At 72.5% G+C, this 17,512-nt stretch carries 18 protein-coding genes and 1 pseudogene; 6 read left to right on the top strand and 13 right to left on the bottom strand.

Going from position 1 to position 17,512, the window contains the following annotated elements:
* The 3 genes from ACIP93_RS15275 to ACIP93_RS15265 all read left to right on the top strand — a co-directional run.
* On the top strand, nucleotides 1-939 hold a 939-nt coding region (locus tag ACIP93_RS15275), incomplete at its 5' end, for a catalase-related domain-containing protein (RefSeq protein ID WP_401758811.1).
* A gap of 169 nt (nucleotides 940-1,108) precedes the next feature.
* The gene (locus ACIP93_RS15270) at nucleotides 1,109-1,855 is read left to right on the top strand and encodes a ZIP family metal transporter (protein WP_401758886.1); all 747 of its coding nucleotides are present in this window, start codon (nucleotides 1,109-1,111) and stop codon (nucleotides 1,853-1,855) included.
* A gap of 153 nt (nucleotides 1,856-2,008) precedes the next feature.
* Nucleotides 2,009-2,887 (top strand): SigB/SigF/SigG family RNA polymerase sigma factor, encoded by an 879-nt coding sequence (locus ACIP93_RS15265; protein ID WP_401758808.1) that lies wholly within the window; start codon nucleotides 2,009-2,011, stop codon nucleotides 2,885-2,887.
* A gap of 122 nt (nucleotides 2,888-3,009) precedes the next feature.
* Here the strand turns inward: ACIP93_RS15265 and ACIP93_RS15260 are convergent, their stop codons facing one another.
* Entirely contained in the window at nucleotides 3,010-3,384 is a 375-nt protein-coding gene (locus ACIP93_RS15260) for a hypothetical protein (protein ID WP_401758805.1), read from the bottom strand.
* 233 nt (nucleotides 3,385-3,617) lie between these two features.
* On the opposite strand from ACIP93_RS15260, the gene ACIP93_RS15255 reads away from it, so the two are divergent.
* The gene (locus ACIP93_RS15255) at nucleotides 3,618-4,526 is read left to right on the top strand and encodes an endonuclease/exonuclease/phosphatase family protein (RefSeq protein WP_401758802.1); all 909 of its coding nucleotides are present in this window, start codon (nucleotides 3,618-3,620) and stop codon (nucleotides 4,524-4,526) included.
* 65 nt (nucleotides 4,527-4,591) lie between these two features.
* Here the strand turns inward: ACIP93_RS15255 and ACIP93_RS15250 are convergent, their stop codons facing one another.
* The 8 genes and pseudogenes from ACIP93_RS15250 to ACIP93_RS15215 all read right to left on the bottom strand — a co-directional run bounded on the left by ACIP93_RS15250 (nucleotide 4,592) and on the right by ACIP93_RS15215 (nucleotide 12,051).
* Nucleotides 4,592-4,849: a DUF5133 domain-containing protein gene (locus tag ACIP93_RS15250; protein ID WP_345218013.1), complete on the bottom strand. Its 258-nt coding sequence runs from the start codon at nucleotides 4,847-4,849 to the stop codon at nucleotides 4,592-4,594.
* 184 nt (nucleotides 4,850-5,033) lie between these two features.
* Nucleotides 5,034-5,648 (bottom strand): sugar kinase, encoded by a 615-nt coding sequence (locus tag ACIP93_RS15245; protein ID WP_345218011.1) that lies wholly within the window; start codon nucleotides 5,646-5,648, stop codon nucleotides 5,034-5,036.
* Between the two features lie 116 nt (nucleotides 5,649-5,764).
* Nucleotides 5,765-6,925: pseudogene (locus tag ACIP93_RS15240) on the bottom strand (ROK family glucokinase); the annotation flags it as partial.
* A 245-nt stretch (nucleotides 6,926-7,170) separates the two neighbouring features.
* Nucleotides 7,171-8,031, bottom strand: coding sequence for an ATP-binding cassette domain-containing protein (locus tag ACIP93_RS15235; RefSeq protein ID WP_401758800.1), 861 nt, complete (start codon nucleotides 8,029-8,031; stop codon nucleotides 7,171-7,173).
* Nucleotides 8,028-9,077: an ABC transporter permease gene (locus ACIP93_RS15230; RefSeq protein WP_401758797.1), complete on the bottom strand. Its 1,050-nt coding sequence runs from the start codon at nucleotides 9,075-9,077 to the stop codon at nucleotides 8,028-8,030. The genes ACIP93_RS15235 and ACIP93_RS15230 overlap by 4 nt, the downstream gene beginning before the upstream one ends.
* The gene (locus ACIP93_RS15225) at nucleotides 9,074-10,087 is read right to left on the bottom strand and encodes a sugar ABC transporter substrate-binding protein (protein ID WP_345218003.1); all 1,014 of its coding nucleotides are present in this window, start codon (nucleotides 10,085-10,087) and stop codon (nucleotides 9,074-9,076) included. Before ACIP93_RS15225 ends, ACIP93_RS15230 begins: the two co-directional genes overlap by 4 nt.
* A gap of 110 nt (nucleotides 10,088-10,197) precedes the next feature.
* Nucleotides 10,198-11,223, bottom strand: a complete 1,026-nt coding sequence (locus ACIP93_RS15220; protein WP_401758793.1) for a substrate-binding domain-containing protein — start codon at nucleotides 11,221-11,223, stop codon at nucleotides 10,198-10,200.
* 108 nt (nucleotides 11,224-11,331) lie between these two features.
* Nucleotides 11,332-12,051: a GntR family transcriptional regulator gene (locus ACIP93_RS15215; RefSeq protein WP_345219046.1), complete on the bottom strand. Its 720-nt coding sequence runs from the start codon at nucleotides 12,049-12,051 to the stop codon at nucleotides 11,332-11,334.
* Between the two features lie 206 nt (nucleotides 12,052-12,257).
* Here ACIP93_RS15215 and ACIP93_RS15210 point away from each other — a divergent pair, with 206 nt between their 5' ends.
* Nucleotides 12,258-13,256 carry a Gfo/Idh/MocA family oxidoreductase gene (locus ACIP93_RS15210; protein ID WP_401758792.1) on the top strand — a complete coding sequence of 333 codons (999 nt, stop codon included), beginning with the start codon at nucleotides 12,258-12,260 and terminating at the stop codon, nucleotides 13,254-13,256.
* Nucleotides 13,257-13,272: 16 nt separating this feature from the next.
* Here the strand turns inward: ACIP93_RS15210 and ACIP93_RS15205 are convergent, their stop codons facing one another.
* Nucleotides 13,273-13,932, bottom strand: a complete 660-nt coding sequence (locus tag ACIP93_RS15205) for an NAD(P)H-binding protein (protein WP_345217994.1) — start codon at nucleotides 13,930-13,932, stop codon at nucleotides 13,273-13,275.
* A gap of 125 nt (nucleotides 13,933-14,057) precedes the next feature.
* On the opposite strand from ACIP93_RS15205, the gene ACIP93_RS15200 reads away from it, so the two are divergent.
* On the top strand, nucleotides 14,058-15,092 hold the full coding sequence (locus ACIP93_RS15200; protein ID WP_401758883.1) for a helix-turn-helix domain-containing protein: 1,035 nt from the start codon (nucleotides 14,058-14,060) through the stop codon (nucleotides 15,090-15,092).
* On the opposite strand, the gene ACIP93_RS15195 is transcribed toward ACIP93_RS15200, so the two are convergent.
* The 3 genes from ACIP93_RS15195 to ACIP93_RS15185 form a co-directional block, all read right to left on the bottom strand.
* Entirely contained in the window at nucleotides 15,076-15,471 is a 396-nt protein-coding gene (locus tag ACIP93_RS15195; RefSeq protein WP_345217989.1) for a PaaI family thioesterase, read from the bottom strand. The genes ACIP93_RS15200 and ACIP93_RS15195 overlap by 17 nt on opposite strands.
* Before the next feature lie 27 nt (nucleotides 15,472-15,498).
* Entirely contained in the window at nucleotides 15,499-16,692 is a 1,194-nt protein-coding gene (locus tag ACIP93_RS15190) for a cytochrome P450 (RefSeq protein WP_401758789.1), read from the bottom strand.
* Nucleotides 16,693-16,793: 101 nt separating this feature from the next.
* Nucleotides 16,794-17,480, bottom strand: coding sequence for a response regulator (locus ACIP93_RS15185; protein ID WP_401758786.1), 687 nt, complete (start codon nucleotides 17,478-17,480; stop codon nucleotides 16,794-16,796).
* Between the last annotated feature and the right edge of the window lie 32 nt (nucleotides 17,481-17,512).

Raw genomic sequence — 17,512 nt, 5'->3', positions numbered from 1 at the left:
AACGACATGCTCCGCGACGGCATGCACCAGACCGCCGTCCACTCCGGGGTCGCCCCGTACAAGCCCAACTCCCTGGACGGGGGCTGTCCCTTCCTCGCGGGTGAGGACATGTCCGCCTACATTGAGGTCGCCCAGCCGGTCGCCGGGCGCAAGGTACGCCAGTCCCCGGCCTCCTTCAGCGACCACTTCAGCCAGCCGCGCCAGTTCTGGCTGAGCATGACCCCCGTGGAGCGCGAGCACATCGTGGCCGCGTACACCTTCGAGCTGAACAAGTGCTTCGAGCAGGGCATCAAGGAACGGGCGCTGAGGGTCCTCGCCAACATCGATGCCGACCTGTGCACCCAGGTCGCCACCGGCCTGGGCCTGCCCGCCCCCCAGGCGACCGTCCCGCACGCATCCGTCGACCCCAGCCCGGCGCTCTCCCAGGTGGGCGGGGAATGGCCGGCCGACGGGCGGATCATCGGGATCGTCGCGGGCCAGGACCTCACCGGCCTGCGCGAGGTGCGCCAGGCGGTCCTGGACGCGGGCATGGTGCCGCTGGTCGTCGCGGCCACCGGCGGCACCCTCGACGACGGCACGGGCGAGCCGGTCACCGTCCAGCGCACCTTCACCACCGCCCGCTCCATCGAGTTCGACGCGATCCTGCTGGCCGGAACCCCCGCCGCGGGCGCGGACGCCTACGCCGCCCGCGACGCCAAGGCCGACGAATCCCGCGCCCACGTCACCGACCCCCGCGTCCTGCTCCTGGTCTCCGAGGCATACCGCCACGGCAAAGCCATCGGCGGCTGGGCGGATGCCGCACCCGTACTGGAAGCGGCCGGAGTGCCCCAGAGCGCACCCGGCGTGGTCCTGGGCCAGGCCGGCCCCGAAGTACTGGGCGAGCTCACCGGACTGCTGGCCAAGCACCGCGTCTGGGAGCGGTTTCCGGCGCAGCTCTGAGCAGGCGCGCTCCGCGCCGCCGTCGCACTGAGCCCGCCACCTGACGCGGCCGGGCGTTCCGCGGACCCGCGGGGCGCCCGGCCGCGTGTCGCGCGGCGGGTGCCGATCACGTGCGGCGGGGTAGGCGGCCGGGGTCCGGACACAGAGGCATGGAGTGAGCGAGGTCGTGGTGGCAGGTGCGTGGGAGGCAGGCGGCTGGGGGCTGTTCGCGGGGGCGGCCCTGGTGCTGGGGGCCGCGGTCGGGACCCTGGTGCGGGTACCGCCACGGTGGGTGGCCCTGATCATGGCGTTCGGCAGCGGAGTCCTGATCTCGGCCGTCGCCTTCGATCTGGTGGCCGAGGCGAAGGAGCAGGGCGGTCTGCTCCCCACGGTCGCGGGCGCGGTGGCGGGCGCGGCGGTGTACTCCGGGGCGAACGTCCTGCTGGCCCGGCGTGGGGCGCGGCACCGCAAGCGCTCCGGGGACCGGCAGCCGTCGGAGGAGCAGCAGCCGGGTTCCGGCGGCGCGCTGGCGCTGGGGGCACTGCTCGACGGGGTGCCGGAGTCGGTGGTCATCGGGACGAGCCTGCTGGGCGGCGGGCAGGTGGGGGTGGCGACGGTGGCGGCCGTCTTCATCAGCAACGTGCCGGAGGGACTGGCCAGTGCGGCCGGGATGAAACGGGCCGGGCGCAGCCGCCGCTACGTCTTCCTCCTCTGGTCGGCCATCGCCGTCGTGAGCGGACTGTCCGCGCTCGCGGGGTACACCCTGCTGGGCGGGGCCCCCGACGCGGTGCTGGCCGCGATCACCGCGGTCGCGGCCGGGGCGATCCTCGCGATGATCGCCGACACCATGATTCCGGAGGCGTTCGAGGAGGCGCACCTCCTGACGGGGCTCACCACGGTGCTGGGTTTCCTCACCGCGTTCACGCTGTCCCACTGAGGCTCCGGGCAGCCCACCAGGTCGCTTTGGTCCGATTCTTCGAGTTCACGCACAGAGTGGGCATTTGCACATTTTTCGTATGAAAAGTGTGATGTACCCATCTCGGGGGCACCTTCCGCTCCGTTGGCAGGGATCACGAGCGAAGGAAGCGTGATGAACGCAGATGTGCGGCGGGCGGGGAAAGCGACGGTGCGGGGAGCGGGGTCCCGGCAGGCGGACCTGCCGCGCCGCGACGAACAGGGGCGCAATCCCCCGGCAGACGCCCGCGAGGTGTCGCGGCTCCTCTTTCTGCGCCTGCACGAGCTGGACGAGGGGACGCCCGGGCACAGTTACGCGCGCAACACCCTCATCGAAATGCACCTGTCGCTGGTGCACTACACCGCGCGCCGGTTCCGCCGCCGGGACAGCGAGGACATGGAGGACGTCGTCCAGGTCGGCATCATCGGGCTGATCAAGGCGATAGACCGCTTCGACCTGTCCCGCGAGACGGAACTGACCTCATTCGCGATTCCCTACATATCCGGTGAGATCAAGAGGTTCTTCCGGGACACCACGTGGGCCGTGCACGTGCCCCGCCGGCTGCAGGAGCTGCGTACCGAACTGGCCAAGGCGAAGGAGACGCTGGCCGTGCGTCTCGACCGTGACGCCACCATCGCCGAACTCGCCGACTTCCTGCACCTCACCGAGGCCCAAGTGACCGAAGGCGTCCTGGCGGCGAGCGCCTACACCGCGCACTCCCTCGATCTGCCCGTGGACAGCAGCGGGGGCGACGGAAGCGAATCGGCGGGCACCCACGCGGATTTCGTCGGCGCGCCCGACCGCGACATCGAGCTCTTCGAGAACCTGCACAGCCTGGCGCCCCTCCTCGCCGAGTTGAGCGACCGCGACCGTCGCCTGCTGACGCTGCGCTTCGGCCACGACCTCAGCCAGGCGGAGATCGGCAGAGCGCTGGGCATCTCCCAGATGCAGGTCTCCCGGCTGCTGGCCCGCGTCCTCAGCCGACTGCGCGCCGGAATGCACGCCCACGACTGACACACGACTGACAGGGGGCCGGCCCCACGGGCGGGACGGCCGCAGTGGTACGGGAGGCTCCACGGTCGGTGGCGGGCCGCCTGGTGCGCCACCGGCCGCGGAGCCCGCGCGCGCGTCGGCTGCTATGGGGTGAGGGACAGAGACCCGCTGCAGGCCGCCGTGGTGAGTTCCGGCGAGTCGATGCGTACCCGGTACGTCCCTTCGGGCATCGCGGGCACGGCCACCGCGACCTGGCAGGCCCTCGGGTCGACCAGGGTCGCCAACGTCACCACGGGCTGCCAGCCGCCCGGCGTCGGCTTCTCCAGGAGCACCTTGCACGGGTAGTCCAGCGCCCCCGTCACCTGCCAGCGCACCACGCACCGTTCGACACACCGCCAGTGGGCGCCCGACGCGGGGGTTTCGATCCGGATGGCTTCCTCGACGGCCTTCCGCTCCCCCGGGTCCGGATGTCCGGCCAGGGTGCGCATCCGGTTCCTCAGTGCTGCGACCCAGTTCATACTCCTCCGTCAGACCATCGTTGGGGCAGGGGCACTCAGTGGGGTTCCCGGCATCCGGGAGCACACCCGGGTCCAAAGTCCCGACCGGTGAGGCGCCCATGGATCCGGGTGCGCGGAGGGGCGACTGAGTCATTCGTGTGGCGTGCGGCGGCGGGCCGATACCGGGGCGCGGCCGGGGGACATACCCCCAGGGAGCACCCCTCTCCTTCTTCCTTCCGTGCACCGGAGGTCCCATGCGTCGCCCCGTCACACTCCTCAGCCTGCTCTTCGCCGGGCCGGCCCTGCTCGGTTTCGCGCCCGCCCCACATGCCGTCACCGCGCCCCCCGCAGCCACGGAGGTGCGCGTTCTGACGTACAACATCTGCGGGGCCTCGTGTCCGGACAGCCAGGGGTACGACAACCGGCGCCGCCTCGACGTCGTGGTCGACGAGGCCGTCGGTGCGCGCTGGAAGGCCGATCAGGTGCACCTCCAGGAGCTGTGCCGGGGCCAGTACGACGAGCTCGTGAACCGGCTCGGGCCTCATGGCTTCACCGGGCACTTCACCACGACGGAGGGCAACCGCGCCTCCTGCGAGAACAAGGACTACGGCGTCGGCGTTCTGGTGCGGGGCACGGTCAGGGACACCCGGGTGCTCGACCTCACCCAGGGTGGGGAGAAGGAGAAGATCAAAGTTCCCTGCGTACGGAGCGTCCTGCGGGGCCACGACAACTGGGCCTGCTCCGTGCACCTGTACTGGAACGAGAAGGAGATCCGCGAGGGCGAGGCCCGCCGGCTCGGCCGGCAGGCGCGGGCGTGGCAGCACCAGGGCACCCCGGTCGTCCTCGCCGGCGACTTCAACGCCAGCCCCCTGGCCCGCGAGATGGGCGAGTTCTACACGCCGGAGGCGGGCGGGGGGCACGGCCGGTTCGTCGAGGGCGACGAGCGCGACAAGCGGTACTTCGACCGCAGGGCCTGCGACCCGGCGCAGCACACGCGGTGCCGGTCCGGCGAGCCCACGTTCCAGCGCAAGAAGATCGACTACGTCTTCTTCAGCGACGGCGACTTCCGGAACGTGAAGGCCGACGTGCGGAAGCAGGACCGCGCGGTCTCCGACCACCGGCTGCTGTCGGCGACCGCGACCTGGACCAAGCCGGGGTCCTGAGGCCCTCCGGACCCGCGCCCCGGGACCGCCCCGCGCCCGCCCTCGGGGTCAGGCCGCCATCGGGTTCAGGCCGCCATTGGCAGGCTCTCACCGGACCGCTCGGACGCGGCCGGGGTGGCCGGGAGTTCGGCCGGCGCCAGCATGTGGTCCGCCGCCGCGAGCGCGTCCCGGACGTCCCTGGTTCCCGTCATCACACACAGCGTGTAGGCGAGGTCACGGAGCTCCTCCTCGGTGCCGGGCCGCGCGTGCTGGGCGTGCGCGACACGGGCGTCGGCGAACCGGGCGAGGAGGGTACGGAGGGTCTTGAGATCGGGCACCAGCACGTTCGTTTCCTTGCCGTGAGAGGGAAGCGGAGTCCTTCGATGCTCATTGAGTGCCCTGCAATCGCGACCGCATTCCTCGCGAAACGTACTTTTGTCATAGCGCGGCGGCCCCCACTGCCCGGAAGGACGGCGCGTTCTTCTGGGCCCCGCCGGCACCGGGGCGCCGCCCCGTCAGGGGGAGGAGTCAGGGCGTGGCGGTGGAGACCGCGTACACCCAGGGGCGTTGGGGGATGGTGCGGTCAACGGTGATGTCCACGGTGGGCAGCGGCTTCTGCTGCGCGTAGACCAGGCCGGACCACTTGCGGCGCGGGGTGAAGACCCAGCCGACGGTGGCGCGGTCGTGCGGCTTGATGGTGACCTCGCCCTCCTTGAGGGCGGCGGTGGAGGTGCCCATGTCCTTGAGGAAGGTGTCCAGGTCGGCGGGGGTGGTGGCCCACCGCGCGTACAGCCGGTTGGTCTTCCAGTTGTTGGTCTCGTAGTAGGCGAGGTTCTGCGCCATCAGCGGGATCGGCAGGTGGTAGATGCGGCGCTGCACCTGGGAGGGCCAGCCGACGGTGAGCCCCGCGTTGGCGGCCTCGCGCTCCTTGTTCACGCCGCCCTCGCGGCTCTGCTCGGCGGAGACCAGCAGGTACCCGGCGGGGATGCCGATGAGCAGCACGATGATGGCCAGGGTGAGGGTGCGGCGCACGATGACGTGACGACGGGTCTCCGGCGGCTTGGCCTTCTTGCCCCTGCCGTCGCGCCCGGGGCCGTGGGGGGCGTCCTGGGAGGGGGTCTGGCGCGGAATCGCTGATGTCATTCGGTGGTTCCCTGGGCGTTCTCGGCGCGGTCGGAGGGGGGTGCGGTGCCGGGCGCCGTCCGGTGCGCGGGAGCCGGAGCGGTCGCTTCCCCTTCCACGGTACGTTCCGGGCCGCCCGGCGCGGCGGCGGCAGCCGGGGTCGTGGCCGTCCGCAGGACCTGGGCGTAGCGCTCGTACCGTTCGTGACGCTCCACCCGCCGCCGGTTGGCGCGCCGGAAGCGGCGGGCGACCAGGCGGGCGAGGTCGGCGGCGCCCACCATGCCGGCCTCGGGGCCGAGCTGCGCCTTGGCGATCCGGGCCTCGGGGCGGTAGCCGCGGCCGGTGAGGTGGCGGCGGAAGGCGTCCCTGGCGGGGCCGATGAGGAGGTCGTCGGCGGCGCTGACGCCGCCGCCGATGACGAAGCAGGACGGGTCGAGGGCGGCGGCGAGGTTGGCGATGCCGACGCCGAGCCACTGGCCGATGTCCTGGAGCAGCTCGACGCACATGGCGTCGCCGCCCCGGGCCAGCTCGGTGATGAGGGGGCCGGTGATCTCGTGGATGTTGCCGCCGACGCGCTCGATGAGGTGGTACGCGACCGGGGAATCGGCGGCGGCCAGCTCGCGGGCCTCGCGGACGAGGGCGTTGCCGGAGCTGTACTGCTCCCAGCAGCCTCGGTTCCCGCACGGGCAGCGGTGGCCGCCGGGCACGACCTGCATGTGCCCGAACTCGCCGGCGACGCCGTACTCGCCCCGCTTGACCTGGCCGTCCTCGAGGATGGCCCCGCCGATGCCGGTACCGAGGGTGATCATGACGAGGTGGTCCTCGCCGCGTCCGGCGCCGAAGCGCCACTCCGCCCAGGCGGCGGTGTTGGCGTCGTTGTCGACGAGGACGGGGACCGCGAGGCGGGCGGAGACCGCGTCGCGCAGGGGTTCGTTGCGCCAGGCCAGGTGCGGGGCGAAGAGGACCTTGTTGCGGTCGGCGTCGACCCAGCCGGCCGCGCCGATGCCGACCGCGTGGACGTCGTGCCGGTCGGAGAGGTCCAGGACCAGTTCGACGATGGTGTCCTCGACGACCTTGGGGCTCTTGGACTTGTCCGGCGTCTCGGTGCGCAGGGTCTCCAGGATGTTTCCGTCGGCGTCCACGACGCCCGCCATCACCTTCGTGCCGCCGATGTCGATGCCGACGGTGGGCACGCGGGGCGCGGTGAGGTGGGAGCGGCGCTCGCGGGGTCCCACGGTGCGCAGGACGGTGGCGCGGGCGGCGCCGCGGTTCGCGAAGTCGCGGTAGCTGCTGCTCATGTCCGGGAGCCTTCCGCGTGGGGCGTCCGGGAGGGGCGGGGGGAACGCACGAGGGGGATCGTCCCTGCGGGGTGTCGGGGGGCCGGCGGCTCGGGGCTGGGCCGATGTGCCGGCGGCGGACGGCGCCCGCCGTCGCCGATTCTGCCATCCGTGGGCATGAGGAACCTGTCCGGGCGAGCGTCCGGGGGGCCGCCGCGGGGTGCTCCGCGTGCGCTCCGGCGGGCCCCCGGACGGTGCCGCGAGGGCTACGGCGCGGGCTTGCCGGCCGCGGGGTCGACCGGGTGGCCGCCGACCCGGGCGGGGGCCGGGGCCCGTTCCAGTTCGTGGCTGAGCTCGTCGAGTTCGCTGCCGCCGGCCATCTGCCGGGTGAGTTCGTCGAGGGTGGTGTCCTGCTTCGTGCTGCTGCCGGACATGGCGCCCCGCTTGAGGAGGACGAAGCGGTCGCCGACGAGGTGGGCGTGGTGCGGGTTGTGTGTGATGAGCACGACACCCAGGCCGGCGTCACGGGCGGCGGCGACGTACTTCAGGACCACCCCGGACTGCTTGACGCCGAGCGCGGCCGTCGGCTCGTCCAGGACGAGGACCTTCGCGCCGAAGTGCACCGCGCGGGCGATGGCGACGCACTGCCGCTCGCCGCCGGAGAGGGTGCCGATGGGCTGGTCGACGTCGCGCAGGTCGATGCCCATGCGCAGCAGCTCGGCGCGGGTGGTCTCGCGCATGTACGCGACGTCCAGCCGGCGGAGGGGACCGCGGCCCCTGGTGGGTTCGGAGCCGAGGAAGAAGTTGCGCCAGACCGGCATCAGCGGGACGACCGCGAGGTCCTGGAAGACGGTGGCGATGCCCTGGTCCAGGGCGTCGCGCGGGTTGACGAGGGTGGTCTCCTCGCCCTCGATGCGGAAGGTGCCCGCGTCGTGCTGGTGCAGCCCGGCGATGATCTTGATGAGGGTGGACTTGCCCGCGCCGTTGTCGCCGAGGACGCAGGTGATCTCACCCGCGTGGACCTCCAGGGAGACGCCTTCCAGGGCCTTGATGTTGCCGTAGAACTTCGAGACGCCGTCGAGCTGGACGAGCGGGGTTCCGGGTGTCTGCTCCGCGACCGTGCTCATGACCGTGCCTCCGCGCGCTTGCGTACCCATGCGTTGAGCAGGGTGGCCAGAAGGAGCATCGCTCCGAGGAAGAACTTGAACCAGTCGGGGTTCCACTCCGCGTAGACGATGCCCTTGCTCGTCATGCCGAAGATGAACGCGCCGACCGCCGAGCCGATCGCGGAGCCGTAGCCGCCGGTGATCAGGCAGCCGCCGATGACGGCCGCGATGATGTACGTCAGCTCGTTGCCGACGCCTTCGCCGGACTGCACCACGTCGTAACTGAACAGCAGGTGCTGGCCCGAGACCCAGGCGGCGAAGGCGACGCCCATGTAGAGGCCGATGCGGGTCTTGTCGACGGGGACGCCGGTGGCGCGGGCCGCGTTCTTCTCGCCGCCGACCGCGAAGATCCAGTTCCCGGCGCGGGTGCGCAGCAGGATCCAGGTGGCCAGGGCGATCAGCACGAACCACCACAGGATGGTGACCTTGAGGTTCACCGGGCCGACGGTGAGCTGCGAGGCGAAGACGGCCCGGGCCGACTCGAAGCCCTCCATGTCGCCGATGGCCTTGGTGGAGACGGTGCCGCTGATGAGCTTGGTGAGGCCGAGGTTCAGGCCGGTCAGCATCAGGAACGTACCGAGCGTGATGATGAAGCTGGGCAGCCTGGTGCGGGTCAGCATGAAGCCGTTGAAGACGCCGATCAGCAGCGTGACCAGCAGCGACACCAGGACGCCTACCCAGACGTTGGCGGTCATCTGGTAGCTGAACATCGAGGAGACCAGCGCGGAGCTGGTCACCATGACGCCCGCCGACAGGTCGAACTCGCCGCCGATCATCAGCAGCGCGACGGGCACGGCCATGATGCCGATGGTCGACGCCGCGTACAGGACGGTGCCGAGGCTGGAGGCGCGCAGGAAGCTGTCGGCGGCGATCGCGAAGAACAGGAACACCGCGATCGCGCCGACGACCGAGCCCAGCTCGGGGCGGCCCATCAGCTTGCGCAGGGGCGAGGAGTGGACGAGGCGCTCGTCGGCCTCCGCATCCGGTGCCGGTGCCGGTGTGGTCATCGGGTCCCTCGCTTCGTGTACGCCTTCAGCTCGGCCGCGTCGTCCTTGGTGATGATCTGCGGGCCGGTCAGGACGGGCTTGCCGCCGCCGAGCATGTCCGCGTTGTAGCGGTAGAGCCAGAGCAGGTCCACGGCCTCGTAGCCCTGGAGGTACGGCTGCTGGTCGACGGCGAAGCCCAGGGTGCCCGCGGCGAGGGAGTCGGCGACCTTGGCGTTGAGGTCGAAGGTGTCGATCTCGGCCGCGCTGCCGGCCTGCTGCTTGGCCTGCACGGCGGCGTCCGCGAAGGGGGCGCCGAGGGTGACGACGGAGTCGATGTCCTTGGTGGTCTGGAGCTTGGCCTCGATGGACGCCTGGACGTCGGGCATGTTGGTGCCGTCGACGTAGAGGTTCTCGACCGTCCCCCGGAAGGACTTCTTGACGCCCTCGCAGCGCTGCTCGTGGCCCACGTTGCCGCGCTCGTGCAGCACGCACAGGGCCTTCTTCTTCGAGCGCCCGGTCAGCTCCTCGCCGACGGCCTCACCGGCGATCCGCTCGTCCTGACCGATGTGGGTCAGCGCCCCGAAGGCCTTGGACTCCTCGGTGCCGGAGTTGATCGTCACGACCGGGATCCCGGCCTTCCTCGCCTTTGCCAGGACGTCCTTCATGGCGTCCGGCTTGGCGAGCGTGACGATCAGCCCGTCGACCTTCTTGTCGATGTACGTGTCGACGAGCTGGGCCTGCTGCTGGGCCTCCGCGTTGTTCGCGTAGAGGAAGTCGATGTTGTCCTTGACGGCGGCCTGCTTGGCCCCGTTCTGCACGATGTCCCAGAACGTGTCGCCCGCACCCGAGTGGGTGACCATGGCGAAGGTCCACCTGGGGGTGTTCACCGCGGCCCTGCCCTGGGCGGCGGCCGCGGCCGCGCGCTCCTCGGCCCGCTTGCCACCTGTGCTGCTGCAACCGGTGAGGGAGACCCCGAGCACCGCCGCCAGCACGGCGCCCAGCGCGCGTACCCCTGTCCGAACCCTTGCCACGACGTCGTGCCCTTCTCGCTGTACTCCTGGGTGCGGCCGGGGGGTGTTGAGCCAGACCCCGGCCGCCCAAGTATCCGGCATGGGGGTCCGTCGTGTGGTCGGCGGGTACGTCATCGGGTGCCGCGGGCGGTGTATTTCTCCAGCGCCGGTACGTCTTCTCCGGTGACGACGGCGGGTCCGGTGAGGACGGGCCGGCCGCCGCCGAGGACGTTGCCGTTGGTGCGGTTGAGCCAGATCCCGTCGACGGCGAGGTAGCCCTGGAGGTAGGGCTGCTGGTCGACGGCGAAGCCGACCGCCTTCGACTTCAGGCTCTTCACGACGGCCGCGTTCAGGTCGAAGGTGTTGACCTCGGCCGTGCTGCCTGCGCCTTCCTTGGCCTTCACCGTTGCGTCCGCGAAGGGTGCACCGAGGGTGACCACGACGTCGATGTCCTTGGCCGCCTGGAGCTTGGCCTCGATGGAGGAGGTGGTGGCGGGCATGTTCGTGCCCTCCACGGTGAGGTTCTCGACCGTGCCCCTGAAGGTCTTCCGGACGCCCGCGCAGCGCTCCTCGAGGGAGACGTTGCCCTGCTCGTGGATCACGCAGAGGGCCTTCTTCCGGCCGCGCGTGTTGAGCTCCTCGCCGACGCCCTCACCGGCGACGGCCTCGTCCTGGCCGATGTGGCCGAGGGCGCCGAGGGCCCGGGAGTGGCGGCCGCCGGAGTTGATGGTGACGACGGGGATGCCGGCCGCGACGGCCTTCTTCACGGCCGCGCCGACCGCCTCGGGCTTGGCGAGGGTGACGACGATGCCCTGGACCCTCTGGTCGACCGCCGCCTCGATGAGGGAGGCCTGCTCCTTGCCCTCCTTGTCGGCGGAGTAGAGGAACTCGACGTTGTCCTTGGCGGCGGCCTTCGCGCCGCTCTGCACGATGTCCCAGAAGGTGTCGCCCGCGCCGGCATGGGTGATCATCGCGATCTTCATGCGGGGGGTGTCGGCGGCCCTGCCGTCCGCGCCCCGCCCCGGGGGCGGCTTCTCCTCGGAGCCCTTGCCGCCGGAGCCGCTGCATCCGGTGAGTCCGGTGAGGACGAGCGCCGCCGCGGCCAGGACCACCGCCCCGCGGGGTGCTCTGCCGGTCGTCTGACGAGTGGTGCGCATCGTGGGCCCGCCTCGTGTCCCCCGCCGCCCGGTTGCGGCTGGGGGAGTTCTAACGGGGGGCGTGCGACGGCGTCAATGGTTCGTCCGGACATTCGCCGGGTGCGCACGTCACGTCCGCACGAGGAGCTGGAAGTCGAAGGCGTACCGGGACGCCCGGTAGAGGTGCGAGCCGAACTCGACCGCGCGCCCCGCCCCGTCGAAGGTCCGCCGCTCCATGGTGAGCAGCGGCGCGCCCGTGTCCTCCCCGAGGAGCTTGCCCTCCGCCGCCCCGGCCGCCCGCGCGCCGACGGACTGGCGCGCGCTGTGCAGGGTGATGCCGGCGGCGCGCATCAGCCGGTACAGGCCGGTGGACTCCAGCTCTGCGCTGTCGAGGGGCAGCAGACCGGGCGGGAGGTGGTTGCGGAGGTACGCCATGGGCTCACCGTGCGCCGAGCGGAGCCGGTCGACGCGGTGCACCTCGGCCCCCTCGGCGAGTCCGAGCGCGGCGGCGACGGGGGCGGCCGCGGGCTCGACGGCGTTGTGCAGGACCAGGGTGGTCGGGCGCTGGCCGGCCGCCTCCAGGTCGTCGTACAGGCTGCTCAGCGCGAGGGGGCGTCTGACCTGGCTGTGCACGACCTGGGTGCCCACGCCCCGGCGGCGCACCAGGAGCCCCTTGTCGACCAGGGACTGGATGGCCTGGCGGACGGTGGGGCGGGACAGGCCGAGGCGGGCGGCGAGCTCGACCTCGTTGCCCAGGCGGCTGCCGGGCGACAGCCGCCCCTTCTCGATGGCGGCTTCGAGCTGCTGGGAGAGCTGGTAGTAGAGCGGGACCGGGCTGCTGCGGTCCACGCCGAGTCGCAGGGCGACGGTGGGGTCGGTCGCGGGTTTCGGCACGGGGCGAGCGTAGTGCCGGGGCACGGGTGCGTCATCAAGTCCCGTTGTCCGTATGTCCTGTTGTCGGCACGTCCTGCTGTCCGTACGGCGCATTGTCCGCACGTCCTGTTGTCCGGACAATGTTCTTGACAGGGCCCGGGGGCTGTTGTCGGCTGGGCCGCATGCGTATCGGACTCATGGGCACGGGCCGCATCGGTTCCTTCCACGCCGGGGTGCTGTCCCGGCACCCCGCGGTGGGCTCGCTGGTGCTGGCGGACGCGGACGCCGGGCGGGCGGCGGAGGTGGCCGCGCGGGTGGGCGCCGAGTTCACCCCCGCGGAGGACCTGTTGACCGGTCTTGACGCGCTGGTGATCGCGTCGGCGACGGCCGCGCACGCGGAGCTGATCGGGCGGGCGGCGCGGGCCGGGCTGCCGGTGTTCTGCGAGAAGCCGATCGCCGTCGACCTGCCGGGCACGCTGGAGGCGCTGCGCGAGGTGACGGCGGCGGGCACGGTGCTCCAGCTCGGTTTCATGCGCCGCTTCGACGCCGGGTACGCCGGCGCGCGGGCGCGGGTGCGCGCCGGGGAACTGGGGCGGCTGCACACGGTCCGTACCGTCTCCTCCGACGCGGCGCCGCCGCCCGCCGCGTACCTGCCGCTCTCCGGGGGCCTCTACCGGGACTGCCTGGTGCACGACTTCGACATCCTGCGCTGGGTGACCGGGCGCGAGGTGACGCGGGTGTACGCGGTCGGGTCGGCGGCCGGGCCGGAGATGTTCGCGGCGGCGGACGACGTGGCGACGGCCGCCGCACTGCTGACGCTGGACGACGGAACGCTCGCCACGGCGACCGCGACCCGCTGCAACGGCGCCGGGTACGACGTCCGCATGGAACTGGCGGGCGACGTGGCCCAGGTGGCGGTCGGCCTGGACGACCGCACCCCGCTCACCTCCGTCGAGCCCTCGGGCCCGCCCGCCCCGGCGAAACCGTGGTCCGGGTTCCTGGAGCGGTTCGCGCCCGCGTACGAGGCGGAACTGGACGCGTTTCTCGCTGTCGTACGGGGGCTGCGGCCGAACCCGTGCGACGGGCGCGAGGCGCTGGAGGCGCTGCGGGTGGCGGAGGCGTGTGAGGTGTCGCGCCGGGAGGGGCGGGCGGTGCGGCTGGCGGAGATCCCGGACCGGTGAGCGACCGGCGCGGGGTTCAGTAGCCGACGGTGAACCGCTCCCCCACGTGCTGCGGGCGCTCGATCTCGTCGAGCAGCGCGACCGCGTAGTCCTCGGCGCTGATGCGGCTGGCGCCCTCGGCGTCCAGTACCAGGTTGTCGGTGTCGGTGCGGTAGACGCCGGTGCGCTCGCCCGGTTCGATGAGGGCGGCGGGGCTGAGGCTGGTCCAGCGGACGTCGGTCACGGTGCGCAGGAAGTCGAGGGCGTCGCCGTGCGCGTGCATGATCTGCAGGACGGGCTCCGGGAGGCCCTCGGCGTCCCAGACCTGCTTGCCGTCGGGGGTGCGCAGCGAGCCCGCGCCGCCGACCATGATCAGGCGGGGTGCTTCGTCGCCGAGCGTGCGCACGCCTCCCACCAGGGCCTTCGCCGAGGGCTGGACGGTCGCGAGGTGGCCGGGGCCGTCCCCCTGGCCGCCGCCGACCGCGCTGACCAGCACGTCCTGGCCGGTGGCCGCCTCGGTGACGGAGGTCGGGTCCAGGACGTCGCCGACCACGACGGCGAGGTTCTGGTGCTGCTGGTCCGCGAGCTTCGCGGGGTCGCGGACGACGGCGGTGACGTGGTGGCCGCGGTCGAGGGCCTCGCGCAGGATGCGCTTGCCGATGGTGCCGGTGGCTCCGAAGAGGGCGATCTTGGCCATGGGGGGTCCTTCCGAGAGGGCTGTCCGGGATGGTGAATTTCCGGGCTCAGCGCCCGGTGATCTCTTGTCGCCCCTCCAACATAGGAGGTGACGGGCACGAATGCCGGGTACGCTCGGGACACATGGTGGTGAAAAAACGACAGTCGGACCCGTCGGGCACTCCCGGCATCCCCGAGGTCCGGTTCCACGCGCCCGGCGGGGCGCCGGCCGGGGTCGAGGTGCTGACCCTGGCCGCGCTGCGCGCGAACGCCTGTGCCGACTCGATCGCGGCGACCCACCGCCCCGACTTCCACCACCTCCTCCGCCTGGAGCGCGGCGACCTCCCCCTGATGGTCGACTTCGCGTCGTACCGGGTCCGGCCGGGCGAGTGGCTGTGGGTGCGGCCGGGGCAGGTCCACCGCTGGGACGGCCTGTACGGGGCGGAAGGCACGCTCGTCCTGTTCGAGGCGGGCTTCCCCGATCCGGCGACCAGCGCGGCCGCCCGCCTCGACGACCCCTTCGGGCCGACGGTGCGCGGGCCCGGCGCGGCGGCCGCCGAGGCCGCCGGGCGCGCGCTGGAGCACCTGCACGCGGAGTACCGCGCGCTGCGGGACGCGGGGGCGGGCCCCGGCCTCCCGCCGGACACGGGCACGGGCACGGCCCCCGGCCTCCCGCCGGACACGGGAGCCGATCCCCGACTCCCGCCGGACGCGGAGGCGGAGGCGGAGTCCGGTCTCGCGCTGGACGCCCACCTCTCCGTGCTCCGCCACCTCCTGGCCGTCCTGCTGCTGCGCCTCGCGCCCGTCGGGGAGTCCGCGGCGGGCTGCGCCGAACCGGACGCGTTCCTGCGCTTCCGGACCGCCGTGGAACGGGACTTCGCGCGCACGCGGCGGGTCGACGACTACGCCAGGGAACTGGGGTACGCGCCGCGCACCCTGTCGCGGGCGACGCTGTCGGCGGCCGGGGTCGGCGCGAAGGAGTTCATCGACCGGCGTGTGGTGCTGGAGGCCAAGCGGCTGCTCGCGCACAGCGACCACAGCGCGTCCCGGGTGGCGGCGCTGCTGGGCTTCCGGGACGCGGCGAACTTCGGGAAGTACTTCCAACAGCGCACCGGGGAGAGCCCGTTGGGGTTCCGGACCACGGCCAGGGGCGGAGGCCCCGGGCCTACGTCCGCACGGTGAGGACGGTGCCCTGGGCCACCGCGCACAGGGTCTCGGCGCCGCCCGCGTCCGCCACGTACAGCTCGCAACGGCACACCGCCTGACGTCGCCCGCCGTGCAGGGTGGAGGCGCGGGCGATCAGGGTGGGGCCGGTGGCCGGACGGATGTACTGGATGGAGAATCCGCCGGTGAGGACGGCGGGACCGAGGGCGGAACCCGCGGCGAAGGTGAGGGCGTTGTCGGCGGCGTAGGCGAGGACCCCGCCGTGCAGGAAGCCGTTCTGCTGGCGCAGGTCGTCCCGGGCGTCCAGCTCCAGCACGGCTTCACCGCCGCCGAACGCCGTGACGCGGGCGCCGAGCAGGACGCTGAACGGCTGTGCCGCCAGCGTCTTCTGAGCCATCGTCAGATCGAAGGTCCCGGTCACGCGTCACCACCGGACCGGCAGTTCGCGGACGCCCCGGATGAGGAGTCCGGGCAGCCAGTCGAGCGTGCCGGCGCCGGGGTCGAGCGCCAGGTCCGGGCAGCGTTCCAGCAGCGTGCGGATGGCGATGCGGCCCTCCAGGCGGGCCAGCGGGGCGCCCACGCAGAAGTGGATGCCGTGCCCGAAGGCGAGGTGGCCCTGCGGGGCGCGGCGGATGTCGAAGCGGTCGGGGTCCGGATAGCGGGCGGGGTCGCGGTCGCCGGCGGCCAACGAGACCAGCACGGGCTTGCCCGCCGGAACGGGGACCCCGGCGAGCTCCAGGGGCTCGCGGGTGAAGCGGAAGGTGGCGTTCTCCACCGGGCCCTCGTAGCGCAGCATCTCCTCCACCGCGCCGTCCAGCAGACCGTCGAAGTCGGCGCGCAGCGCGGCGAGTTGGTCGGGGTGGGAGAGCAGGGCGCGGACGCCGTTGGAGATCAGGTTGACGGTGGTCTCGTGTCCGGCGACGAGCAGCAGGAAGGCCATGCCGACGAGTTCGTCGGGCGACAGCCGGTCGCCGTCCTCGTCGCGGGCCCGGATGAGGTCGCTCATCAGATCGCCCGCGGGCGAACGGCGCTTGTCCTCGATCAGCTCGACGAGGTAGGCCCCCATCTCGCCCACGGCGGCGACGCTCGCCTCGGTGCCGGTCGGCGCGACGACCTCGTTGGACCAGGCGCGGAAGCGGTCGCGGTCCAGGTCGGGGACGCCGAGGAGCTCGCAGATGACGGTCATCGGCAGCGGGAAGGCGAGCGCGTCGATCAGATCGGCCGGACCGTGCGAACTCCCCTTCGCCAGCAGGGAGTCGACCAGGTCGTCGGTGATCTGCTGCACGCGCGGCCGCAGCGCCTCGACGCGCCGCACGGTGAACTCGCGGGCGACCAGCTTGCGCAGCCGGGCGTGCTGCGGCGGGTCCGTCTCCAGCATGTTGCTGCTCATGGGGGACGCCTGCTCCGGGTCCCAGAGTTCGGAGTTGCGCCAGTTCTTGGAGAGCCGGGGGTCGGCGAGGGCCCTGCGGCCCTCCTCGTACCCGACGACGAGCCACATCTCGTCCACGTCGGCGGTGCGGACGTGGTGCACGGGTCCGGCTTCGCGGAGCTTCTCGTAGTACGGGTACGGGTTCGCCGTGAAGGCCTCGGTCTCGTCCCGCAGATCCACGATCGCCATGGTTCGCCTCTCCGTCGAGCCGGGTCCCGCCCCTCGGTCCGGCTTGCGGATCAGCCTACGTCGCCGCCCTGTCGGACCGGCGTCAGCCCTCGGGCCGTGCCTCAGAGCTCCTGCGCGGAGTCCAGGAGCCCGGCGTCGTGGGCGAGCAGGGCGATCTGGACCCGGTTGTTCAGGCCGAGTTTGGCGAGGATGCGGGAGACATGGGTCTTCACGGTGGGAACGCTCATGTACAGCTCGGCGGCGATCTCGGCGTTGGAGCTGCCGCGGCCGACGGCGACGGCGACCTCGCGCTCGCGTTCGGCGAGCAGGCCCAGCCTCGCCCGGGCACGCCCCTTGCGGTCCTCGGCGCCGCCGGCCGCGGCGACATGGGTGATGAGCTGCTGGGTGACGGCCGGGGACAGCACCGGGTCGCCCGCGGCCACGCGCCGTACCGCTGCGACGATCTCGGCGGGCGGGGTGTCCTTGAGGACGAACCCGGCGGCGCCGGCGCGCAGGGCGCGCAGCACCTGTTCGTCGGCGTGGAAGGTGGTGAGGACGACGACCTCGGGGGCGCCGGGCCGGGCGCGCAGCTCCTCGGTGGCGGTGAGGCCGTCGACGACCGGCATCCGGATGTCCATCAGGACGACGTCGGGCGCCGACTCGGCCACCGCCTGCGGGACTTGGGAGCCGTCACTGGCCTCGCCGACGATCTCGATGCCGTCGGCGCCGCCCAGCATGAAGGTCAGTCCGGCGCGCACCAGCGGGTCGTCGTCGACGAGGAGCAGCCGGATCGGGGCGGTGCTGGTCATGGCGCTCCCGGCGGTCGGAGTGCTCCCGGCGG

It is taken from the genome of Streptomyces sp. NPDC088745 (assembly GCF_044751045.1).
Classification (GTDB): Bacteria; Actinomycetota; Actinomycetes; order Streptomycetales; family Streptomycetaceae; genus Streptomyces; species Streptomyces cremeus.
The sequence above is the reverse complement of the archived record's forward strand: the minus strand, read 5'-3'. Positions and strand labels throughout refer to the sequence as shown.